We start from the raw sequence: 21,441 nt of genomic DNA on the forward strand, positions 1-21,441 counted from the left end.
CACTGTTACGCGCCTGTGACACCGAGCGGACCATCCGAAGATCGAAGCCTGTCACCCTCTGTCTTGCCTATCCACATTTCTGGGGGATTCAGCCATGACCAACCGAACCCGCCTCATCACCGCCGCCATCGCCGTGGCCGCCTCCGTCACCGGCACGGCGCTGCTGGGTGCCTCCGGAGCCGCATCGGCCGCCACCGGTTCCGCGCACGGGACCCTGACCGTCAGCAACGGCACCGCGTACGTGCTGATCGGCGGACACCGGGTGAACTTCGGCGTGCCCGTCCGGGATCTCGCCTGGTCCCCGGACGGCGCCCGGGCCGCGTTCATCGACGGCTCCGGGAATCTCGACACCGCCCGTCCGGACGGCAGCGGCCGCGTGGTCGTGGCCAAGAACCCCGGCAACCAGAACTGGTCCCACCCGACCTGGCAGGTGACCGCGAAGGACACCCGCAACGGCATTCCCGCCAAGGACAACCTCATCTTCGCGGCCCGCGACAAGGGCGTCTCGCGCCTGAAGTACATCTCCGCCAAGGCCGTCCACGGCACGCCGAAGACGCTGTCCCTGAACGGCGACCCGGGCCCGGGCGGGGCGCTCCCGCAGACCGGCAACGTCTGGCCCAACGCGGGCGGGCACTACGGCACGTCGGTCTACGCCAACGTCGACACCGGCGCGGTCTACATCCGTGACGACTACCTGCGCCAGCAGGGCGGCAAGCTCACCAAGGGCTCGCAGCCCGCGCTGTCCCCGAACGAGGAAGAGGTCGTGTTCGTGCGCTCGGTCGCCGGCCACGACCACGTCCTCGTGGAGGACCTCATGCACGGCGACCGCGTCAAGGACCTCACCCCGCACGCGACCACCGACTACACCGAGCCGGCCTGGTCCCCCGACGGCAGGACCCTCGCGGTGCGCACCCCGTCCGGCACGGTGACCCTGCCGGCCGACGGCACGGGCCACCCGGCCAAGGTCACGTCGACGACGGGTCTGGCGGCGTACCGCCCCTGACGACGGCGGCGGCCGACGGGACGGGCCGGGCGGGTCCGGGGCGCGGAGTGCGGGTCACTTCGCCGACCTGGCCAGCTCGGCCCGCAGCTCTTCCAGGTGCGTGTCGGCATGGTCGTGCGGCAGGAACTCCACGACGTCGAGGAACCGGAACAGCACCTGGCTGCTCGTGACGGCGTACTCGTACTCGGCGAAGCCCACCACCGCGCCCGTCGTGCCCCGGACGGCGCCGCGCACCACGTGCTCGGTCATCTCGTCCGGCTCGGCCGCCGACAGCCCGCGCCGGGCGTTCGGCCGGGCCAGATACGGGCACACCATCGAGGCGTACAGCATGCACGCGCGGTGCCCGGGCCCTTCGAGGGTCGGGGCGAGATTGCGGTACGGCCGCCCGGCGGCCAGCGCCTCGCCGATCGCCGCGCTCTCCCCGCTCCCCACCACGCGCCACACCGGCCCCCGCGGCATGGGGCGGTCGCACACCGAGCACAGCCGCCCCCGGGCGCACGCGGCGCTGCGGTCGTGGTCGGTCAGGGCGAACTGCGGCTCGTCGTTCTCCCACGGAGTGATCGCGGGCACGGGATATCCGCGCGCGTCCCGGGGGCGCGCCGCGACGCCCGCCGGCATGGGAACCCTCTCGAATCGCACCTGCCATGCCTATCAGGCTCCGCCGGGCGGCACCACCAAGGGGCTGTCCGGGGCGGGTCATTCGCGTGCGATGCGGGTCAGGTCGGTCGTCAGCGACGCCAGCCAGGACACGGTGGCGTAGTACAGGCGCGGCGCGCCTGGCGGTTCGGCGGCGAGTGCGGCGGGTGCCGGATCGATCCGGGGCACCGGTCCGGTCGGGGTGTCACCGCCGGGGTCCAGGGCCGCCGAGACGAGCAGCATCCGCGCGGCCACCCGGTCTCCGAGCCCGCTGACGGACTCGGCCGGCGCGGGGCCGAGCGCGGTGAGCGGGGGCTCCAGCAGGCGTTCGGAGCCCCACAGCGTGTGGTGGCCGGCCATCAGTGTGGCCTGCCAGTCCACGTGGCGCGGTACGGCCTCGCCCGGCGGCCCGCCGAAGGGTGCCTGTTCGCACTGGAACTGGGCGTAGGCGGACTCGGCGAGGACGATCGCGCGTTGCAGCGAGCGGTGTCCCGGCGCCCCGGTCGGTGCGCTTCCGGCGCCGGTGCCCGCCACGGAGGCGCCGGTAGCGACGACGATCTCGGCCGCCCGGCGCAGGAGTTCGGCCGCGGCACGGTGCATCTCGTCATGGGCGCCGCGGGGCCAGGCGAGCACGCCGAACACGGCGCCGATCGCACTGCCGATCAGCACGTCCAGCACCCGCTCTTCCGCCAACTGCCAGGTGGATGTGGTCAGTTGGGCGAAGACCAGGGCCACGAGCACGGTGAACAGTCCCTGCGCCCAGCCGACGCCCTTGACCGGCCCCACGGTGAAGGCGAACAGCATCCAGGCCGGCAGGACGACGGCGTAGACCGCGGTGTCGGTGCCGGCCAGGGTCAGCGCCCCGGCGGTGACCAGGGCTCCGGCCAGCGTGCCCACGAGGGCCGCGCGGATGGTGCTCCAGGTGTCGCCCAGGGTGGTCCGGGTGAGGCTGAGGGTCGCCAGCATGGCCCAGAATCCGTGGGGCAGCGTGTCCAGCCCGGCCACGAGCCGGGCTGCGGTCAGGGCCAGGGCGATACGGACCGCGTTCTGGAAGAACACCGACCTGCGACCGGCGTGGTGGCAGACCCGGTGCCACCACAGCACGGGTGCCCGGCTCCTGGCGTACCAGAAGCGGCTCTGCCCGGTGTCCACCGACGCGTGCCGGCCGTGCACGGCCAGATCGGCGGCCGTGCCGAGGGCGAGCGCGGCGTCGGCGATCTCCAGCACGGCCGCGTGCCGGCGCAGCACGCCGGGCGGGAGGTCCGGCGGTGCCGCGCCGGCGGCACCTGCCGCGGAGGCCGCCGCCACGCGGGCGCGAGCGGCGGCCAGTTCCGCGTACGGCGTCACCGGCGGCTGCCCGGTGTGCAGACAGGTCGCGGCCGCCGTGGCCACCACCGCCACCGCGCGCAGGGCGGCGGTCTCCTCGGGGCCGGGCCGCCCGTCCGGTGCGGCGGGCAGGTCGGCGAGGCGGCTGAGGAGGGTGCGCGCGGCGAGGCCGGTGTGGGCGAGGGCGCGGTCGCGCACCCCCGGTCCGGCCGGGCGTTCCGCCTCCGGCAGGGACAGGGACCGCAGCGTCCGGCCGGTCTCGTGGGCCAGGCGGACGTCGGTGCCGGTCAGGGTGTGGGGCGCGGTGGCGAGGAGCGTGGCGCAGCGCGCGGCCACGCGTGCGGCGTGGGCGGCCCGCTCGCGGTACGGCGGCGGGGCGGGCTCGGGGAAGAGCAGCGCCTCGGCGGCGACGAGCAGGACGAGCCCGGTGGTCGTACCGGCCAGGCGCTCGGCGAGCGTGCCGGGCGCGTAGGGCGGGAACGACGGCAGGATGTACAGGAGTTGCAGGCCCGGCGCGGCTCCCGCGAGGCGTGGTCCGCCGACGGCGGCGAAGGCCAGCGCGAAGCCGACCGCCAGCATGCCGACGACGGCGCTCCAGGTCCGTACCGACAGCCAGGTGCCGACGACGACCAGCAGCCAGCACACCGGGAGCAGCCGCAGCACCAGCGCGGCCCGCTGCCGCCCGGTGCCGGGGATCCTGGCCAGTCCGCCGAGGGCCACGGCGGCGAACAGGGCGTAGGTGGCCCCGACGGGGCGGTCGAGGCCGTAGCGGAAGAGGTAGAACCCGGCCGCAGCGACCAGCGTCACGCGGACCGCCCGTCGGCCCGAGGCTGCGTAGTCCGCCAGGGTGTGGCGGGAAGCGACTCGACGGCCCACGTCTACAGAATCGCCCCGCGCCGGTCCCCCGGCATGTCGCGACCGCTTCGGCGCGCCGGCGGGCCGGGAGTCAGCCCAGGGTGAAGCGGACCGGCGTGCCCGGCGCGGCCTGGGCGGCCGCCGCGAGGGAGGGTTCGGCGACGACGCCGACGACCGGGTAGCCGCCGGTGGTCGGGTGGTCGCGCAGGAACACCACCGGGCGGCCGTCGGGGGGCACCTGTACGGCGCCGAGCACCATGCCCTCGCTGGGCAGTTCGCCGCCCGACACGCGTTCCAGCGGCGGCCCCTCGGTGCGCAGGCCGATGCGGTTGCTGTGCGGCGAGACGCGGTACGTCGCCGAGGTGAGGGTGCGCAGCGCCGCGGCGGTGAACCAGTCGGCGCGCGGGCCGAGCCGGAGCGGCAGCGTCAGTTCGGCGGGCGGCGCGGGCCAGGGGGCGAGGTCGGTGCGGGGCGGCTGCGGGGCGGCTGCGCCGAGCGGGAGGACGTCCCCGGCACGCAGCGGCTCCGGGCCCAGTCCGGAGAGCAGGTCGGCCGAGCGGCTGCCGAGCACGGGCGCGACGGCGATGCCGCCGCGGACGGCCACGTAGGAGCGCACCCCCGCCGTCACGGCGCCCACGTCGAGGACGGCGCCCGCGGGCACCCGCACGGGTGTCCCCCAGGCCGCCGGCCGTCCGTCGAGGGTCACCGGGCAGGGCGCGCCGCCGACCACGACGGTCACGGTGTGCTCGGGGCGCAGGGCGCAGCCGGTGAGGGTGGTCTCCAGGGCGGCGGCGTCGGGGGCGTTGCCGAGGAGGCGGTTGGCCAGGGCCAGGGCGGCGGCGTCGAGGGCACCGGAGCGGGGGACGCCGAGGTGGGCGTGGCCGCGCCGGCCGGCGTCCTGGACCGTGGTGAGAGCGCCGGGGCGTACGACGGTGAGGGTGCCGGTCACGGCGCACCGCCGCTCTCGGCCACGAACCGTACGCGCGTGCCCGCGGTGAGCAGGGCGGGTTCGTCGCGGGTGAGGTCCCACAGCGGGGTCGGGTCGGGCATGGTGCCGATCAGCTGCCAGCCGCCGGGGGTGGCGCGCGGATACACCGCGCTGTAGGGACCGGCGAGCGCGACGGCGCCGGCCGGGACGCGGGTGCGGGGCGTGTCGTGGCGCGGGACGTGCAGTTCGGCCGGCAGGCCGGTGAGGTAGCCGAAGCCGGGGGCGAATCCGCAGAAGGCGACGCGGTAGGTGTACGCGCGGTGCCGTGCCCCGACCTCGTCGACGCCGACCTGCCAGAGGTCGGCCACCCGGGCGAGGTCGGGGCCGTCGTAGCGCACGGGGATCTCGATGGCCTCCCCTTCGTCGGCCGCGCGGGCGGGCACCTCCCAGTCGGCGATGCGGCGGGCCAGTTCCGCGGGGCGCGGGACGCCGTCGAGGAGGACGGTCCGGGCGCCGGGCACGATCTCCTCGACCGGTGGCAGGGTGCCGGCCGCGCGGCGTCGCAGCAGTTCGGCGTGGAAGGCGCCGGTGCGCTCGGCGTCCGGGAGTTCGACGAGCAGGGCGTGCCGTCCGGCGGGGCGCACGGTGAGGAGCCGGTTCCCGGTCATGCGAAGGCCCCGACCTCGACCCCGGCCGCGTCGAGGGCCGCGCGCACGCGGGCCGCGATCCGGGCGGCGCCCGCGGTGTCGCCGTGCACGCACAGGGAACGGGCGGCCACGGCGACGCTCGTCCCGTCCACGGCCCGGACCGCGCCGTCCACGGCGAACGCGAGCGCACGCCGGACCACCTCGTCCTCGTCGGTGACCACGGCGTGCGGCTCGCGGCGTGGCACGAGGGTGCCCTCGGGGGCGTAGGCGCGGTCCGCGAAGGCCTCCGGTACGGCGGCCAGGCCCGCGTCCGCGGCGGCGGCGAGCAGCCGTGACCCGGGCAGGCCGAGCACGGGCAGCGCCCCGCCGGCCAGTTCGACGCCCGTCACCACGGCGGCGGCCTGTTCGGCGTCGTGCACGGTGCGGTTGTAGAGGGCGCCGTGCGGCTTGACGTACGCCACCTCGGCCCCGGCGGCCCGGGCGAAGACGCGCAGCGCCCCGATCTGGTAGGCCACCTCGGCCGCGAGTTCGTCCGCGGGGACGTCCATGGTGCGCCGGCCGAAACCGGCCAGGTCGCGGTAGGACACCTGGGCGCCAATCCGTACGCCGCGCTCGGCGGCGAGGTCGCACACGCGGCGCATCACGGAGGGGTCGCCGGCGTGGAAGCCGCAGGCGACGTTGGCGCTGGTCACGACGGTGAGCAGGGCGTCGTCGTCGGTGAGGGTCCAGCGGCCGAAGCCCTCGCCGAGGTCCGCGTTGAGGTCGATCACGCCCCAGAACGTAATCGATCGTTGAACGATCCGACAAGGCATCGATCGATTTCTGCAGCACCTCTTGTTCGATCGTTGAACGATCCCCTAGGGTCCGTGCATCCCTCACGGATCCGGACCTCCCGGATCCGCACCACCCGGGCGTCCTGCCCCGTCCCCCGCGAAGAAGGCCGCCGCATGATCGTTCTCCTCGGCGTGGTCGTGGTGATCCTCGGCTTCGTCACGCGCTGCAATCCCGTCCTCGTGGTGGGCGTCGCCGGTGTCTTCACCGGGCTGGTCGGCGGGATGGATCCACTGGAGGTCCTCGCGGCCTTCGGCCGGTCCTTCGCCGACAGCCGGTCGGTCACCGTCTTCGCCGTCGCCCTGCCCGTGATCGGCCTGCTGGAGCGTTACGGCCTGCGCGAACAGGCCCGCCGTCTCATCGGCCGGCTCACCGGGCTCAGCACCGGCCGGTTCCTCACCGTCTACCTGCTGGTCCGTCAGGTCACCGCCGCCCTCGGCCTCACCAGCATCTGCGGCCCCGCGCAGACCGTACGGCCGCTCGTCGCACCCATGGCCGAGGCCGCCGCCGAGCGCACGACGGGCACCGAACTGCCGGACCGCCTGCGCGAGAAGGTGCGCTCCTACGCCGCGTCCGCCGACACCGTGGGCCTCTTCTTCGGCGAGGACTGCTTCATCGCCATCGGCTCGATCCTGCTGATCACCGGGTTCGTGAACTCGACGTACCACCAGAACCTCGAACCGACCCAGCTGGCCGTGTGGGCCGTCCCGCTCGCCGTCTGCGCCTTCCTCGTCCACGGCGCCCGACTCCTGCTCCTGGACCGGCAGTTGGAGCGCCAGATGGCCCTCGCCCGCGCCGAGCACGACCTGCCGCTGCCGAAGGGAACCGACAAGTGATCAAGGCCGAATGGCTCTACTGGCTGGTGGGCCTCGTCTTCGTCGTCATGGCCGCGCAGATGGCGGCCGACCGCACCAACCCCAGGCGGTGGACCTCAGCCGCCTTCTGGGGCCTGCTCGGGCTCACCTTCCCCTACGGCACCGGAGTCGCCAACGACACGGCGCACAAGGGTGGTTGGACCCTGCCCGCCGAACCGCTCGGTGTCGCCGTCCTCGCCCTGATCGTGCTCGCCGGGTTCAACTTCCTCGGCAAGGGCGAGCCCGTCACCAGCAGCGCGGAGGAGCGCGAGGCCTCCGCGACCCGGCTCGGCGGCAGGATCTTCGTCCCCGCGCTGACCATTCCGCTCGTCGCGATCGTGTGCGCCTCCGTGCTCGACACCTCCGGCCTGTTCGAGACGGGCAAGGCCACCCTGATCGGACTCGGGATCGGCTGTCTGGTCGCCCTCGTCGTCGGCATGCTGGTCACCGGCGAGCGCAGGCTGTCGGTCCCGCTGCACTCCGGCCGCTCCATGCTGGAGGCGATGGGCTCCGCCCTGCTGCTGCCCCAGCTCCTCGCCGTGCTCGGCTCGATCTTCGCGCTGGCCGGAGTCGGCACCCAGGTCGGCAGGATCGTGCACGACATCCTGCCCGGCGACTCCAAGTACCTCGCCGTGGCGGCGTACTGCGTCGGCATGTTCCTGTTCACGATGATCATGGGCAACGCGTTCGCCGCGTTCCCGGTGATGACCGCGGCGATCGGCTGGCCCGTCCTCATCGAGCAGATGCACGGCAACGAAGCGGCCGTCCTCGCGATCGGCATGCTGGCCGGTTTCGCGGGGACGCTGTGCACACCGATGGCCGCCAACTACAACATCGTCCCGGCCACCCTGCTCGAACTGAAGGACCAGTACGGCCCGATCAAGGCGCAGATCCCGACGGCGCTGCCGCTGCTGGTCTGCGCCACGGTGATCATGGCGCTCTTCGCCTTCTGACCGCCGCGCCCGCCGCCCTCCGCTCCCCGTGGAGGAAACACCCGATGAAGACGATGAAGAGGGCCCGATGAAGGAAGTGCCATGACCCGCGTGCTCATCACCGGCTTCGCCCCTTTCGACGGCCGGCGCGTGAACCCGTCGTGGCAGGCGGCCTCCCTCGTGGCCGCCGAGCCGCCCGCCGGGCTGACCGTCACCGCCGCCGAACTGCCGTGTGTCTTCGGCGAGTCCGTCACAGTCCTGCGCGACGCCGTCCGCGCGGCCGGCCCCGAACTGGTCCTCTGCCTGGGCCAGGCGGGCGGCCGCCCCGGCGTGACGGTCGAACGCGTCGCCGTCAACCTCGACGACGCCCGCATCCCCGACAACGCCGGCCGCCGCCCCGTCGACGAACCCGTGGTCCCGGGCGGCCCCGCCGCGTACTTCTCGTCCCTCCCCGTGAAGGCCTGCGTCGCCGCCCTGCGCACGGCCGGTGTGCCCGCCGCCGTCTCGCACACCGCCGGCACGTTCGTCTGCAACCACGTCGCGTACGGCCTGGCCCACCTCATCGCCACCGAACTCCCGCACATCCGGGGCGGTTTCGTCCATGTGCCCTGGGCGCCGGAGCAGGTCCCCGACGGCACCGCCCCGGCCCTGGAGCCCGCCACGGTCGCCCGCGGCCTGCGCGCCCTGCTGGTCACAGCGGCCGCCACCCCCACGGGCCAGGACCTGAAGATCTCCGAGGGAACCACCCACTGATGCCGCCCACCTGTACACCGCCCTTCCTTCGAGCGGCAGTACTACTGGGCCACGTATCCCGTGCGCTACGGCCACCACCCCCACAGCGCCTTCGCCCCGGGGCTCCCGCGACCCCAGAGGCCGTACGCGATGCGCAGGACGCTGGGCCGGGAGCGGTTCGCGTGGTGGCTCGACGGCTTCCTGCCCGCCGCTTGAGGTGCCCGTCGTCTCCGACCGCAGCGACCCGCGGATCGGCCATCTGCCGGGGCTCACCCTGAGCAGGGCCGCCGCGCTCCGCTCGGCCACGGGGGCTCCGCCCGGACGGGCCGGTGCGCAGTCGGCTGACCGAGGCGCCCGGAGCCCGTCTGGTGGCCGGCCCGCCCGCCGTGGAACGCGGCGACTTCGCGACCGGGCACTGGCCGGGCACCTTCGCGGCGCAGGCCCTCGATCCCCTGGGTAGGGCCGGTCCGCGCGTTCAGATGCCGAACGGGGCGGCGTAGCGGACGATACCGGCGGGCAGGGGGTGGCGTGCGTCGAGGGTGAGGGCCATCAGGGCGTCGTCCGGGACGTCGATGCTCAGGCCGATCCCGTGGGCCGAGGCCCGGGTGAATCCGAAGCGCGGGTAGTAGTCCGGGTGACCGAGGACGACCACATGGCGCTCGCCCCGCTCCCGGGCTGCCCGCAGCCCGGCCCGGACCGCGGCGGATCCGGCGCCGGTGCGCTGCCCGTCGGGACGTACGGCGACGGGTGCCAGGCACAGCGCCGGGACGTCGCCGATGTGGCAGCGGGTCAGCAGGGCGTACCCGGCCGGCGTGCCGCTGTCGTCGACGGCGACCACGGACAGCCCGTCGAGCCACGCGGGATCGCCCCGCAGGGCGTCCACGAGGTCGGCCTCCCCGGCGGTGGGAAACGCGGAGAGGTTGATCTCGCGGACTGCGGGGATGTCGGCACCGGTCTCGGCGCGGGTGGTCCACCTGTGCGGCATGGGGGGCGTGCGCTCCGATTCGCTTGACGGCCTGCATCGAAGCACATGCCGACCGGGCCGGACCAACCCTTTTGCGACCTTTGCCGCCGACTCGCCGCGCCGGCTAGGCCATGAGCAGCGGGCGCAGCGCGCCGTCGCGGAGCCGGTCCACCAGGGGCGGCGCGAACCGGCGTGCCGCGAGCACCGTGGCCAGGGCGACGACGCTGCCGACCAGGGCGCCCACGGCGACGTCGTGCGGGTAGTGGGCGCCGACGTAGACACGCGAGGCCCCCATCACGACGGCCGCGAGCAGGGCGACGGATCCGAGCCGCCTGCTGACGAGGAGGAGCGCCACCGCGAAGGCGAAGGCGACGGTCGTGTGATTGCTGGGGAAGGCGTAGTCGTCGGGGGCCGGGCACGCCTCGATGAGGAAGTCGTGGGGCAGCGCCCGGCACGGCCGGGGCTCCTGGAAGACCATCTTGATCCCGCTGTTCACCACATAGGCGAGGACGACGGCGAACGGAGCGCCCAGCACGGCGGCCATCGCGGTGCTCCCCTGCCCTCGGGCCCGCCACCAGGCGACCAGCAGGAGCAGCGCGAAGATGCCGGTGCCGTACGCGCTGTACGCGGCCGCGGTTCCGTTCAGCCAGTGCGTATGGCGGGCGAAGTCGGTGACGTCGGTGTACAGGCCGCCGTCTATGGCCGCGCCGTCGAGTGCCTGAACGGTCGGGGAGGAAGTCGTCATCGAGCGGATCTCCGGGCCGTGGTGCGCGTGCGGCGCGCTCCGGGGAACGCGCCGCGACACTGAGTGGACATGAAGATGACCTGTGGACGTCCGGAACATGAACGTCTACAAGTGAGTAGACGTTATCAGGCGGAGATCGGTTCACTCACCTGGAGATCGATACGCGCTAGGAGACGTCCGTGCGCAGGACCACGCGCCGCCCGTGCAGCTCGCCGCGCTCCAGCCGGGCGTGCGCCGCGCCGGCCGCGCTGAGCGGGAGGATCTCGGTCCGGCGCGCCCGCAGGGCACCCCGGCCGAGCAGGTCGTTGATGTACCCGGCGGCCTCGGCGAGTTCGTCGGTGGTCGCGTGGGAGATGACGAATCCCACGACGGAGCGGTCGTTCATGTACAGGGCTCCGGCGGGCAGCACGGGCCGGGTGCCGGCACCGGCCAGCAGCACGACGCGGCCCCGCCGGGCGAGCAGTCCGACGGAGGTCTCCAGGTCGTTGACGCCCGCCGTGTCCAGGTAGAGGTCGACGCCCGAGGGCGCGGCGGCCCGGATCGTCCCGGCCAGGTCCGGATCGCGGTAGTCGAAGACCTCGGCCGCGCCCGACCGTGCGCAGTACGCCGCGTCCCGCGCGCCGGCCGTCGCGAGGACCCGGGCGCCGGCCCGCGCCGCCATCGTCACCAGGGCACCGCCCACGTTGCCCGCGGCCCCGGCGACCAGCACGGTCTCGCCCGCGCGCAGGCGCCCGTGCACGAAGAGGGCGAGGTACGCGGTCGCCGCCGGATGGACGACCGCGACCGCGTTGTCCGGATCGACGCCGTCGGGCAGGTGGTACAGCCGGTCGGCCGCCACCACCGCCCGCTCCGCCGCAGCGCCCTGGCGCCCCTCGTGCCCGAGGCTGTTGCACCACACCCGGTCCCCGACCCGGAATCCGGTGACGCCGGGCCCCACCTCGGCCACCGTCCCGACCAGGTCGCGTCCGACGACGAACGGGAAGGTCAGGTGCGTCGGGAAGAGCCCCGAGCGGACGAAGGCGTCGACGGGGTCGACCGCCGTGGCCCGCACCGCCACCAGTACGTCGGTGGGACCGGGCACCGGCGCGGGAATCTCCCCGTACCGGATGACGTCGGCGGAACCCAGTTCCTGGATGTACGCGGCACGCATGACATCACATGGTTCCACCCCGGCCCGCCCGGCGAAGGACGAGCGAGCTCAGTGTCATGCCGATGGCGCCGGTCCACAGGGTCGCCCCGGCTCCCCACAGCGCACCCGAGACCCCGCCCAGTACTCCGCCCAGCGGAACGCCTCCCCAGGACACGAACCGGGCCGTGGCGTTCATACGGCCGAGGAGCCGGTCCGGGGTGAGGGCCTGCTGGAGGCTCGACTGGGACACCACGCGGACGACACCGCCCAGGGAGAGCGCCGCGAGCCCGACCGCCGCCGCGTACAGGCTCCAGCCCGGCCGCGCGTGCGGCATCAGGGCGGTCGGCGGACACGTGACCAGCGGCGCGAGCCAGATCACCCGCCCCTGGCCGAGCCGCCGCGCGATGCCGGTGGCCAGCAGGGCACCCAGCAGCGCGCCACAGCCCATGCCCGACAGGACGAGCCCGATACCGAGGGTGCCGAGACCGATCTTCCGCTCCAGGAAGACCAGAAGCATCGTCTGGTACAGGACCAGGAAGAGGTTGAACATCGCGTCCCCCGCGATCGTCGCGCGCAGGACGGGCTGCCCGAGGACGAAGGCCAGCCCTTCCCTGATGTCCCGGGCCAGATGCCGTCTCCCGCCCGCCCCCGGTCTCTCCTCACGCCTGCGGATGCGGGTCGCGAGGAGCCCCGAGGCCACCATCCCCGCCGAACTCGCCAGCAGCGCGGCGGGGGCTCCCGCCCAGCCGACCAGCGGCCCCGCCACCGCGGGTCCGCCGATGCTGGTCACCGACCGGACCGCCGAGAGTCTCGCGTTCCCCTCGACCAGGTTGTCCCGTCCCACCAGGTGCGGGAGATAGCTGACGTAGGCGACGTCGAAGAAGACGGTCAGCAGTCCGTGCAGCAGGGCGGCCGCGCAGAGCCACTCGATCGTGAGCAGACGGGCCCACCACGCCGCCGGGACCGACAGCAGGATCAGCGCGCGCACCAGATCGGCGGCGATCATCACGGGCCGCTTTCGCATCCGGTCCACCCACGCGCCGGCCGGCAGTCCGATGAGCAGCGAGCCCGCCGTGGTCGTCGCGGTCAGCAGTCCGACCTGGAGTTCGTCGGCGTTCAGCGCCGTGATCGCGACCAGGGGCAGTGCCAGGAAAATGATGCGGTCGCCCAGTTGTCCGAGGGCGGTGGCGGCGAAGAGCCGCCCGAAATCCGGATCACGCAGAAGACCGAGCCGCGAGGGAATTCCCTTGGGTATCACCTGGTGTCACCGCTCGACGCCGAATTCGTACACCGCGGCCCGGCGCGCGTCCGGGATGACGATGTCGGCGGTTTCCACCGGGCGGCCGTCGGTGGCGTAGATGGTCCGCTCTATCCGGAGTACGAGGTCTCCGGCGCTGATTCCCAGCAGATTCGCGTGTACCGGGGTGGCGCGGGCCGGGCGGGGCATCTCGACCACGGTGTCGACGACGACTCCGATGGAGCGCAGCGCTCGGGCACCCCCTTTCCCGCCAGCGGTCCCGTCTCGGGCAGCACGATCGGCGTTCCGCCCGTGAGGGTCATCGGTTCCCAGGACGCGGAGAGCTGGACGGGGTGCCCCTCGGCGAGGAACTCGTAGTGCGTGGTGACACAGAGGTCGCCGGGGCGGATGGCGAGCCGCTCGGCGATGGCCTCGGGGGCGGGCACGCGCACCTGGCTGTGCGCGTCCCAGGAGTCGGCCCGGCCCCGCTCCCGCAGATCGGGACGTGCGCCGGCGGACGTACCGGCGCGGCGGGGTGAGCCGTCCCGGCGTTCGTGGTGGCGCGAGCGGACGAGCCGCAGGCGCTCGCGCGGTGTGCGCACATAGGTGCCCGATCCCGCGCGCCCTTCGAGGAGTCCTTCGTCGATGAGGCGGTCCATGGCCCGCTGCACGACATTGCGTCCGACCCCGTACTCCTCGGCGAGCCGCGCCCGGGACGGCAGGCGCTCACCGACGTCCCACTCCCCCGAGAGAACACGGGCGCGCAACACGTCGGCCAGTGCACGGTACGGCGCTTCTCGGGGCATGGGTGACTCTCCAGCGGTGATTCCAGGCGGAGTTGAGAAGCTACTTCACCGCGTGAAAGCTACTGGAGCAGAAACACGCTCGGCGCTCGCGCCTCAGCGTCTGCGCTCCGCGCCCTCGGCGCCGAGTGCCCAGGCGCCGAAGGCGGCTCCTGCGGTCTCGAATTCGAAGATCACATGGGAGGCCGCGGTGTTGACGTCCCGCCAGAACCGCTGGAGGGGGTCGGTCTCGAAGTGGGACGTGGTGCCGCCGGCCTTGAAGATCCGGTCGACGGCCGACACCAGCAGTCCGACCGCCAGCGCGAGGTCCCGCGGCCCGCGTACCGCCGCCTCGCCCTCCCGGGCCTGCTCGACACCGTCGGCGACACGGGCGGCCCGCTGCATGAGGAGCTCGGCCGCGTCCACCTCGCCGGCCGAGCGGGCCAGCTCGATCTGGACCGGCGGCTTCTCCCGCACCGGGGCGCCGCGCCGGTCGACCCGCCGCATGGTCTGCTCGGCGCCGACGCGCAGTGCCCCGCGGGCGGCACCCAGCACGGGAACGGCGAGGGGCAGGGCGTTCAGGGCGTCCACGGGGACGGTGTGGCAGCGGGCCTCGGAGGCGGTCGCCCGGCCGGCGTTGATGTCGAACCTCGACAGGGTCCGGTGCTCGGGCACGAACACGTCGTCCAGGGCCATGGTGTCGCTGCCGGTCCCGCGCATGCCCATCGTGAACCAGGTGTCCCGCACCATGATGTCCGCCCGGGGCACCGCGAAGAACCGGACCTCGGGACGTCCGTCGGGACCCACCTGGCCGTCGGGTACGGCGGAGCAGGCGAAGACCCAGTCCGCGAAGCGCACCCCGCTGATGTACCGCCACTCGCCGCTCAGCCGCCAGCCGCCGGAGGCGGGCTCGGCCTTGCCGGCCGGCATGAGCGCGCCCGCCATCAGGGCGTTCGGGCCGTCGGCCCAGATCTCGGCCTGTCCCTCCAGGGGCAGGAAGGCCCCATAGCGGGCCGCGTACGCGGACAGCGAGGCGGCCCAGGCCGCCGAGGCGCAGCCCTGGCCGACCAGGGTGACCGCCGCGGTCATGTCCGTGAAGCGGCCGTCCGCGCCGCCGTAGGCCGCGGGGACGAAGTGCCGGGCGAACCCGGCCTCCCGCACCGCCTCGACCGCCTCGGGCGCAAGCCGCCGGGCGGCCTCCGTCTCCTCGGCGCACCGCGCCGCGATCTCCGCCACGCGCGGCGCGCCGGCGACGACGTCCGCCACCAGCGGCCGCTCGGCCACGATCGTCGTTGTGCTGTCGCTGAGCATGCTGTTCGCCACCTCCACTGGGGGATGGCCGCAGTCTCTCCGGCGGAGCCCGAGACAGGCCGCACCCAAGCCCGGGACCGGCCCGTCGATCACCCGACTGGCTTCAAAACACACCGCCGATCCGAGCTCCGCACCCTTCGCCAAAAATACCCCCCGGGGTACCCGTGCTACTGTCGAACACATACCCCCGGGGGTAATTCACGCACGGGAAAGGAGTGCCCGATGTTCTTCGTCGACACGATCGAGGTGCCGGGGCTGGGCAACCGCACGTACCTGGCGGGCGGCGCGCACACGGCGGTGGCGGTCGATCCGCCGCGCGACATCGACCACGTGATCGCGGCGGCGGCCCGGCGCGGTGTGCGCATATCCCACGTGGTCGAGACGCACCTCCACAACGACTACGTCACCGGCGGCCTCGAACTGGCCCGGCTCACGGGCGCCGCCTACCTCGTCCCCGCCGGCGCCCGGGTCGCCTACGCGCGCGTGCCGGTGCACGACGGCGACCGCCACGACATCGACGCCGCCGCGGGACTCGTCCTGCGCGCGCTGGCGACGCCCGGCCACACCCCGCACCACATGTCGTACGCCCTGGAACAGGACGGCTCGGCGGTCGCGGTGTTCACCGGCGGCTCCCTGCTGATCGGCACCGTCGGCCGCCCCGACCTGGTCGAGCCACGCCTGACGCGGGACCTCGCCCGGGCCCAGTACGCCTCCGCGCACCGGCTGGCCGCAGAACTGCCGGAGGAGACGGCGGTGCTGCCCACACACGGCTTCGGCAGCTTCTGCGCGTCGAACCGGGCGGGCCGGGCGGGCGGCGACGCCACGACGATCGGCAAGGAGAAGACGAACAACGCGGCGCTCGTCCGTGACGTCGACACCTTCGTCGCCGAGCTGCTGGCCGGCCTGGACGACGTCCCCGCGTACTACACGCACATGGGCCCGGCCAATGCCGACGGCCCCGCCCCGGTCGACCTGACGCCGCCCGCCGTGGCCGACGCCGGCGAGATCGCCGCGCGGCTCGCAGCCGGGGAGTGGGTCGTGGACCTGCGCCACCGTGTCGCCTTCGCCGCGGGGCACGTCGCGGGCTCGTTCAACTTCGAGGCCGACGGGCAGCTCGGCATCTACCTGGCCTGGCTGATCCCCTGGGGCAGGCCGGTGACCCTGCTGGCCGAGTCCGCCGAACAACTCGCCGCCGCACAGCGGCAGTTGGCACAGGTCGGCATCGAGCGCCCGGCCGCCGCGGCGACCGGTGACCCGGCGCACTGGGTGTCCGAGGGCACGGCACCGGCGTCCTTCCCGCGGGCCACGTTCGCGGATCTCGCCGGACGCCCCCGGGACGGCGTCGTCGTGCTGGACGTCCGCCGGGACTCCGAGCGCGCCGGCGGCTTCGTCGCGGGCTCGGTGCACATCCCGGTCCACACGCTGCGCGAGCGCCTCCACGAAGTGCCCGCGGGGCAGGTCTGGGTGCACTGCGCGGGCGGCATGCGCGCCGCCATCGCCGCGTCGCTGCTGGACGCCGGGGGCCGCGACGTCGTGGCCGTCGACGACTCCTTCGCCTCGGCCGTGGAAGCCGGGCTCACCGAGCAACAGAAGTGAGAACCACGATGAGTTCCTTCACACGACACCCCGGCGCCCCGGACCGGCCGACCGTGCCGGAGGCCGCCGAGCGCACCGGCCACAGCGGGGCCGACGAGGGCGGGATCGTCGCGTGAGCGCCGTGCTCCTCGCCCTGGCCGCCGGAGCCGCCATCGGTCTGACGCTCGGGGCGCTCGGCGGCGGTGGCAGTGTGCTGGCCGTCCCCGCGCTGATCTACCTGCTCGGGTTCACTCCGGTCGCGGCCACCACGGCCGCGCTGGTCATCGTCTCCGTCACCTCGGCGACGGCTCTGTCGGCGCATGCCCGCGACGGTCATGTGCGCTGGCGTACGGGGCTGCTGTTCGCGGCGGCCGGCATCGGCCCGGCCATGCTGGGCGGGGCGCTCGCCTCCCGCCTGCCGGCGACCGTGCTGACCGTGGGCTTCGCCGTCGTGGCGGGCGTCGCGGCGCTGCGGATGGTGCGCCGGCGCGCGCCCGCCGAGGAGGCCGCCGCACCGGTACGGCCGGGCCGGGCGGCGGCCGCGGGGGCCGGACTCGGCGCGGTCACCGGCGTGCTCGGCGTGGGCGGCGGCTTTCTCGCGGTCCCGGCGCTGGTGAGCGTGCTCGGGATGCGGATGCGGGCGGCCGTGGGCACCAGCCTGCTCGTCATCACGGTCAACTCGCTGGCCGCGCTGGTGACGCGCGCCGGTACGGCGAGCGGCCTGGACTGGGGCCTCATCGGGCCCTTCGCCGGGGCGGCCGTCCTCGGCGCGTGGGACGGCAGGCGACTGTCGGCGAAGCTCCCCGCGCGCACGCTGCAGCGGGCCTTCGCCGTGATCCTGCTCGCGGTGGCCGGCTTCATGCTGGCCGACGCGGTGCTGTGACGGCCCGCCGCGCACGCTGGTGCGGGGACCGCCGAGAGCTCACGCCAGGGACAGGAACAGCTTCTCCATCCGGGCGCGCATCGCCTCGGCGTCCTCACCGTTCTTCCGGCCGGACTCGATGTCGGCCACGCACTGCTGGAGGCCGGTGGCGATGATCGCGAACCCGGCCCGGTCGAGCGCCCGCGAGGCGGCGGCCAGCTGCATGACGACGTCCTCGCAGTCCCGGCCCTCCTCGATCATCCGGATCACCCCGGAGATCTGGCCCTGCGCCCGCCGCAGCCGGTTCAGCACGGCCTTCAGGGACTCGCCCTCAAGCTCCAGCTCCACGATCAACTCCTCAACCGAATACCCCTAGGGGTAACTGTACGTCCCCTCGCGGGACGACGACGCACAGCAGACGAACAGCAAAGGACCGGCTCCGCCATGACCAGCCCCCTCTCCCCCGCCACCCTCGGCACCGACCAGGCCGCTGCCCGGTTGCACGAGTTCACCGTCATCGACGTCCGCACCCCCGGCGAGTACGCCGCCGGCCATCTGCCCCGGGCCCTGAACATCCCCGTGGACCAGCTCCGGCACGCGCTGCCCGAACTGCGGCACGCGGCCGGGCGCGGCGGCCTCCTCATGGTGTGCGCCTCGGGCGCCCGTTCCGGCAACGCCTGCGCGCTCCTCGCCGAGCAGGGCATCCCCGCGGCCACGCTCGCCGGCGGCACCACCGCCTTCGCCGCCGCCGGACACGACCTGGAGCGGCCCGTGGCCTGCGACGCGCGGTCCGGCTGGGCCATGGAGCGGCAGGTGCGCCTCACCGCGGGCACGCTGGTCCTGCTGGGCCTGCTGCTCGGCGTGCTGGTCCACCCGGCCTTCGCGCTGCTGTCGGCGGGCGTCGCAGGCGGCCTGGTCTTCTCCGCCCTGACGGACACCTGCGGCATGGCGGTCGTCCTCGGCAAGCTGCCGCACAACCGGCCGCGCCCCGCCGACCTCGCCGCCACGCTCGCCGCCCTGCGCGCCCGCTGAACCGGGGCGCGCGGCCGGGCAATGCACCTCACACGGTTCGACCATGTTTCAGGCAACGTGCGCCGTTTTCACACATCGCCGACGGGTGAGGGGTCACACTCGGTGGCGGAGGGGGGACGAGTGCGGCGGCGGTCGCACCATCCCGACGTGTCGCGCCGCCCGGGGGAAGGCGGCGAGCGGACCAGCAGGGGGATGCATGACGCAGTCGCTTCCAGGCCGACACCCCGCCGCCGAGCGGGCGCAGGCCGGGCGCGGGGAGCTTCCGGTCGTCGTGGTCGGGGCGGGGCCGTACGGGCTGTCCGTGGCCGCGCATCTGCGGGCGGCCGGGGTGCCGGTGCACATCTTCGGGGAGGTGATGGGCAGTTGGCGCCATGCCATGGCCACCGGGATGTTCCTGAAGTCGACACCGGCGGCCACCGATCTGTCCGCACCCGGGCCGGGCGCCCGGCTCGCCGACTTCCGCCGGCTCCAGGGCGAGCCGGAACTGACCGAGCTGACGCCGATCCCGTGCGACGTGTTCGTGCGGTACGGGCAGTGGTTCCAGAAGCAGTACGTCGGTGACGTCGACCCCACCCGGGTCGTGTCCCTCGACCGGGACGGCACGGGCGCGGGCTGGACGGTCCGGCCGGCGGACGGGCGGGACGTGGCCGCCAGGGCCGTCGTCGTGGCCACCGGACTGAACGGACTCGCCCACATACCCGACCAGTTGAGCCGGCTGGCCCCCGAGGGTGCCGGGCCCGGGGCTCTTGTGTCACACACCAGCCACCACACCGACCTGTCCTGCTACGCCGGGCGGCGGGTCGCCGTGATCGGCGGCGGCCAGTCGGCGCTGGAGAGCGCCGCGCTGCTGCACGAGGCGGGCGCCGAGGTGCGGGTGCTGGTCCGGGAGGGCCGGGTGCGGTGGGGGACGACGCCCGTGCTGTCCCGCCCCTGGCCCCGGCGCCTCGCCCAGCCGGCCTCGCCCCTGGGCACCGGCTATGTGCTGGCCGCGGTGTGCAAAGCCCCGCACGCCGTACGGCAGTTGCCCGCCTCCGCGCGGCTCCTGCTGTTCCGGCGCGCGCTCGGCCCGTCGGGCGGCTGGTGGCTGCGGGACCGGGTCGAGGGCGTCGTACCGGTGCACACCGCGAGCCGCGTCACGCTCGCCGAGGTGACACCACAGGCCACGGTCCGGCTCCGGCTCACCGGGTCCCACGGTACGTCCGATCTCACCGTCGACCACGTCCTCGCGGCCACGGGCTACCGGCTCGACCTGGACGCGCTGCCGTTCCTGTCCCCGGCGCTGCGCCGGGAGCTGGTGTGCGTACCGGGGTCCAGGGCCCCCGAGTTGGCGGGCACGCTGGAGTCGTCCGTACCCGGGCTGTACTTCACCGGGTCGCTCGCGGCGCCGGTGTTCGGCCCCATGATGCGGTTCGTCGCCGGAACGGAGTTCGCTGCCTCCCGCATCGCCCGGGACACCCTGCGGCGGATCCGGGCCGCCCGCTGACCGCGGCAGCCGCGCGGGCCGGACGCTACCCTCGCCGCTCGCCCGGCCCGTGATGGCGGCAGCAGAGGCGGAAGCGGGCGTGCGCGGGGCGCACGCCCGCTTCCACGTGCGCGACCGTCGCCGCGCACTGGGCCCGCTGTGCGTCGTCGACCATCTTGTCGCTGTCGGAGGCGGCGTTGGCGAGGCCCGCGCAGCACAGGGTCAGCAGCAGGGCTCCGCCGGCGATGGGGAGGGGCCGGCGGGGCGGGGGCGGGCCGAGCAGGGCGCGGACCCGCTGCGGCACGGCGCCGCCCGTGACGGCGAGCGCGGGCGGGGTCGATCTGCGGGAGGAGGCGGCGAGGGCGGCTCGGCCCACGGCGCGGGCGACGACCCTGCGGCTGCCGACGTGCGTCGCCGCCTCCTCGTCGGCCCAGCGCTCCAGGACGTACCCGCCCGCGTCGGCCAGGGGCCGCAGCAGCGGATTGACGGCCGCGGCAAGGCGCCAGAGGGCCTGGAACAGGTGGTGCCGGCCGCGCAGATGGGCGCGTTCGTGCGCCAGCAGCGCCTCGCGCTCCTCGTCGTCCAGACAGCGCAGCATGCCCCGAGAGACGACGATGCGGCCGGGCGCGCCGGGCAGCGCGAACGCCTGGGGCACGTCGGTGTCGACGACGGCCAGCTCCCCGTCGCCGGGCACGCGGGCGCACTCGCGCCGGGCCCACAGGAGATGGCGGACCTGCCGTACGGCGGCGAGCACCAGGGAGACGCACCCCGCGACCAGGACGAGGGAACCGGCGACCGCGACGGTGAGGTGGACCGGGTTCTCGGCCCGCAGGACCGGTACCGACCAGCGGCCCTCCGCCGCCACCTCGGGTATCTGGGCGATCCCGGCGAAGGCCAGCAGCGCCAGCGAGCCCGTCCAGCCGACGGTCGTCACGAGCGCGGTGCAGGCCAGGGCCCAGGCGGCGGGGCGCGGGGCGAGCCGACGGGCCGGCCGGGGCGCGAGGACGCTCAGCACGACCGTCACGACGAGCGGGACGTAGACGCTGATCAGCACCGGCTCACTCCCCCGCCGTCTCAGTGTCCGGCGCCGTCGCGGCCGGGGTGGTCCTCGGGCCCGGACAGCAGATACTGGAGCAACCGCTCGTCCCGCGCGGACAGTTCGGAGACGAAGCGGGTCAGCACCGCCTCGCGGTCGGAACCGCCCTCCAGGAGCGATTTCATGCGGTGGGCGGTGTGAGAGGCCTCGTCACGGGCAGGCTCGTAGGCGTAGCCCCGGCCGGCGCGGTGCCGGACGAGCATGCCCTTGTCGTACAGCCGGGACAGGATCGTCAGGACGGTCGTGTAGGCGAGATCGTCCGGCAGTCCCGCAAGCACCTGGCGTGCCGTCAGCGGTCCGTCCGCGGACCAGAGGGCGGCGAGCACATTGCTCTCCAGTTCGCCGCGCGCCCGCCTGCCGGGTGTGCCGCCATCCCTGAAGCCGTTCACCGTTCGCCCTTTCGTTGCCTTGCCGCAGTCCAGGCTACCCGGCGGTCTCCTACTAGTTGTAGGAGGTATGCTCCGGGCTTTGAAACAGGAACTACTACAACTTGTAGTTTCGT

General features: G+C 74.3%; 22 protein-coding genes and 1 pseudogene. 9 read left to right on the forward strand and 14 right to left on the reverse strand.

The features are described 5' to 3' along the window. Positions 1-94 precede the first annotated feature (94 nt). Complete coding sequence (locus tag AC4OXY_RS08140) at positions 95-1,003, forward strand: TolB-like translocation protein (protein WP_356024186.1); 909 nt, start codon at positions 95-97, stop codon at positions 1,001-1,003. Between the two features lie 54 nt (positions 1,004-1,057). Here AC4OXY_RS08140 and AC4OXY_RS08145 read toward each other — a convergent pair whose 3' ends face one another. The 5 genes from AC4OXY_RS08145 to AC4OXY_RS08165 form a co-directional block, all read right to left on the reverse strand. Then, positions 1,058-1,573: a hypothetical protein gene (locus tag AC4OXY_RS08145; protein ID WP_356024184.1), complete on the reverse strand. Its 516-nt coding sequence runs from the start codon at positions 1,571-1,573 to the stop codon at positions 1,058-1,060. 126 nt (positions 1,574-1,699) lie between these two features. Next, a complete protein-coding gene (locus AC4OXY_RS08150; protein ID WP_376288156.1) occupies positions 1,700-3,772 on the reverse strand; it encodes an FUSC family protein in 2,073 nt (690 codons plus the stop codon). Between the two features lie 139 nt (positions 3,773-3,911). Beyond that, entirely contained in the window at positions 3,912-4,769 is an 858-nt protein-coding gene (locus AC4OXY_RS08155; protein WP_362820090.1) for a 5-oxoprolinase subunit C family protein, read from the reverse strand. Next, positions 4,766-5,416 (reverse strand): 5-oxoprolinase subunit B family protein, encoded by a 651-nt coding sequence (locus AC4OXY_RS08160; protein ID WP_491993562.1) that lies wholly within the window; start codon positions 5,414-5,416, stop codon positions 4,766-4,768. Before AC4OXY_RS08160 ends, AC4OXY_RS08155 begins: the two co-directional genes overlap by 4 nt. Beyond that, on the reverse strand, positions 5,413-6,165 hold the full coding sequence (locus AC4OXY_RS08165) for a LamB/YcsF family protein (RefSeq protein WP_356024176.1): 753 nt from the start codon (positions 6,163-6,165) through the stop codon (positions 5,413-5,415). The genes AC4OXY_RS08160 and AC4OXY_RS08165 overlap by 4 nt, the downstream gene beginning before the upstream one ends. Positions 6,166-6,342: 177 nt before the next feature. Here AC4OXY_RS08165 and AC4OXY_RS08170 point away from each other — a divergent pair, with 177 nt between their 5' ends. From AC4OXY_RS08170 to AC4OXY_RS08185, 4 genes are all read left to right on the forward strand, one after another. Continuing rightward, positions 6,343-7,062 (forward strand): DUF969 domain-containing protein, encoded by a 720-nt coding sequence (locus AC4OXY_RS08170; RefSeq protein WP_491993563.1) that lies wholly within the window; start codon positions 6,343-6,345, stop codon positions 7,060-7,062. Then, positions 7,059-8,033, forward strand: coding sequence for a DUF979 domain-containing protein (locus AC4OXY_RS08175; protein ID WP_362820092.1), 975 nt, complete (start codon positions 7,059-7,061; stop codon positions 8,031-8,033). The genes AC4OXY_RS08170 and AC4OXY_RS08175 overlap by 4 nt, the downstream gene beginning before the upstream one ends. A gap of 81 nt (positions 8,034-8,114) precedes the next feature. Further along, complete coding sequence (gene pcp / locus AC4OXY_RS08180) at positions 8,115-8,765, forward strand: pyroglutamyl-peptidase I (protein ID WP_491993564.1); 651 nt, start codon at positions 8,115-8,117, stop codon at positions 8,763-8,765. 196 nt (positions 8,766-8,961) lie between these two features. Continuing rightward, on the forward strand, positions 8,962-9,204 hold the full coding sequence (locus AC4OXY_RS08185; protein ID WP_356024166.1) for a hypothetical protein: 243 nt from the start codon (positions 8,962-8,964) through the stop codon (positions 9,202-9,204). 15 nt (positions 9,205-9,219) lie between these two features. Here the strand turns inward: AC4OXY_RS08185 and AC4OXY_RS08190 are convergent, their stop codons facing one another. The 6 genes and pseudogenes from AC4OXY_RS08190 to AC4OXY_RS08215 all read right to left on the reverse strand — a co-directional run bounded on the left by AC4OXY_RS08190 (position 9,220) and on the right by AC4OXY_RS08215 (position 14,912). After that, a complete protein-coding gene (locus AC4OXY_RS08190; protein WP_356024163.1) occupies positions 9,220-9,729 on the reverse strand; it encodes a GNAT family N-acetyltransferase in 510 nt (169 codons plus the stop codon). Positions 9,730-9,832: 103 nt separating this feature from the next. Continuing rightward, positions 9,833-10,453 carry a phosphatase PAP2 family protein gene (locus AC4OXY_RS08195; protein ID WP_356024161.1) on the reverse strand — a complete coding sequence of 207 codons (621 nt, stop codon included), beginning with the start codon at positions 10,451-10,453 and terminating at the stop codon, positions 9,833-9,835. A gap of 166 nt (positions 10,454-10,619) precedes the next feature. Then, a complete protein-coding gene (locus tag AC4OXY_RS08200; protein ID WP_362820095.1) occupies positions 10,620-11,603 on the reverse strand; it encodes an NADPH:quinone reductase in 984 nt (327 codons plus the stop codon). Positions 11,604-11,607: 4 nt separating this feature from the next. Beyond that, positions 11,608-12,840, reverse strand: coding sequence for an MFS transporter (locus AC4OXY_RS08205; RefSeq protein ID WP_356024157.1), 1,233 nt, complete (start codon positions 12,838-12,840; stop codon positions 11,608-11,610). A 6-nt stretch (positions 12,841-12,846) separates the two neighbouring features. Continuing rightward, positions 12,847-13,625, reverse strand: a pseudogene (locus AC4OXY_RS08210) (GntR family transcriptional regulator). 93 nt (positions 13,626-13,718) lie between these two features. Continuing rightward, a complete protein-coding gene (locus AC4OXY_RS08215; RefSeq protein ID WP_356024152.1) occupies positions 13,719-14,912 on the reverse strand; it encodes an acyl-CoA dehydrogenase family protein in 1,194 nt (397 codons plus the stop codon). Between the two features lie 222 nt (positions 14,913-15,134). Between AC4OXY_RS08215 and AC4OXY_RS08220 the strand changes: the two genes are divergently transcribed. Together AC4OXY_RS08220 and AC4OXY_RS08225 are read left to right on the forward strand one after the other, a co-directional pair. Next, entirely contained in the window at positions 15,135-16,508 is a 1,374-nt protein-coding gene (locus tag AC4OXY_RS08220) for a rhodanese-like domain-containing protein (protein ID WP_356024150.1), read from the forward strand. A gap of 112 nt (positions 16,509-16,620) precedes the next feature. Further along, complete coding sequence (locus tag AC4OXY_RS08225) at positions 16,621-17,370, forward strand: sulfite exporter TauE/SafE family protein (protein ID WP_376288149.1); 750 nt, start codon at positions 16,621-16,623, stop codon at positions 17,368-17,370. A gap of 39 nt (positions 17,371-17,409) precedes the next feature. Here AC4OXY_RS08225 and AC4OXY_RS08230 read toward each other — a convergent pair whose 3' ends face one another. Next, a complete protein-coding gene (locus AC4OXY_RS08230) occupies positions 17,410-17,697 on the reverse strand; it encodes a metal-sensitive transcriptional regulator (RefSeq protein ID WP_356024145.1) in 288 nt (95 codons plus the stop codon). A 96-nt stretch (positions 17,698-17,793) separates the two neighbouring features. Here AC4OXY_RS08230 and AC4OXY_RS08235 point away from each other — a divergent pair, with 96 nt between their 5' ends. Together AC4OXY_RS08235 and AC4OXY_RS08240 are read left to right on the forward strand one after the other, a co-directional pair. Continuing rightward, on the forward strand, positions 17,794-18,381 hold the full coding sequence (locus AC4OXY_RS08235) for a rhodanese-like domain-containing protein (RefSeq protein WP_362820100.1): 588 nt from the start codon (positions 17,794-17,796) through the stop codon (positions 18,379-18,381). 196 nt (positions 18,382-18,577) lie between these two features. Further along, positions 18,578-19,864, forward strand: a complete 1,287-nt coding sequence (locus AC4OXY_RS08240; RefSeq protein WP_491993565.1) for an FAD-dependent oxidoreductase — start codon at positions 18,578-18,580, stop codon at positions 19,862-19,864. Positions 19,865-19,889: 25 nt separating this feature from the next. Here the strand turns inward: AC4OXY_RS08240 and AC4OXY_RS08245 are convergent, their stop codons facing one another. Beyond that, positions 19,890-20,897 carry a M56 family metallopeptidase gene (locus AC4OXY_RS08245; protein WP_491993566.1) on the reverse strand — a complete coding sequence of 336 codons (1,008 nt, stop codon included), beginning with the start codon at positions 20,895-20,897 and terminating at the stop codon, positions 19,890-19,892. Between the two features lie 20 nt (positions 20,898-20,917). Then, positions 20,918-21,328: a BlaI/MecI/CopY family transcriptional regulator gene (locus AC4OXY_RS08250; protein ID WP_362820103.1), complete on the reverse strand. Its 411-nt coding sequence runs from the start codon at positions 21,326-21,328 to the stop codon at positions 20,918-20,920. Positions 21,329-21,441: the final 113 nt, after the last annotated feature.

This window comes from Streptomyces sp. HUAS MG56, from assembly GCF_058673395.1.

Bases quoted from the DNA above. Each gene is read 5' to 3' on its own strand.
- AC4OXY_RS08140 (WP_356024186.1), top strand. From the start codon at position 95: ATGACCAACCGAACCCGCCTCATCACCGCCGCCATCGCCGTGGCCGCC.
- AC4OXY_RS08160 (WP_491993562.1), bottom strand. From the start codon at position 5,416: ATGACCGGGAACCGGCTCCTCACCGTGCGCCCCGCCGGACGGCACGCC.
- AC4OXY_RS08170 (WP_491993563.1), top strand. From the start codon at position 6,343: ATGATCGTTCTCCTCGGCGTGGTCGTGGTGATCCTCGGCTTCGTCACG.
- pcp (WP_491993564.1), top strand. From the start codon at position 8,115: ATGACCCGCGTGCTCATCACCGGCTTCGCCCCTTTCGACGGCCGGCGC.
- AC4OXY_RS08190 (WP_356024163.1), bottom strand. From the start codon at position 9,729: ATGCCGCACAGGTGGACCACCCGCGCCGAGACCGGTGCCGACATCCCC.
- AC4OXY_RS08195 (WP_356024161.1), bottom strand. From the start codon at position 10,453: ATGACGACTTCCTCCCCGACCGTTCAGGCACTCGACGGCGCGGCCATA.
- AC4OXY_RS08200 (WP_362820095.1), bottom strand. From the start codon at position 11,603: ATGCGTGCCGCGTACATCCAGGAACTGGGTTCCGCCGACGTCATCCGG.
- AC4OXY_RS08215 (WP_356024152.1), bottom strand. From the start codon at position 14,912: ATGCTCAGCGACAGCACAACGACGATCGTGGCCGAGCGGCCGCTGGTG.
- AC4OXY_RS08220 (WP_356024150.1), top strand. From the start codon at position 15,135: ATGTTCTTCGTCGACACGATCGAGGTGCCGGGGCTGGGCAACCGCACG.
- AC4OXY_RS08235 (WP_362820100.1), top strand. From the start codon at position 17,794: ATGACCAGCCCCCTCTCCCCCGCCACCCTCGGCACCGACCAGGCCGCT.
- AC4OXY_RS08240 (WP_491993565.1), top strand. From the start codon at position 18,578: ATGACGCAGTCGCTTCCAGGCCGACACCCCGCCGCCGAGCGGGCGCAG.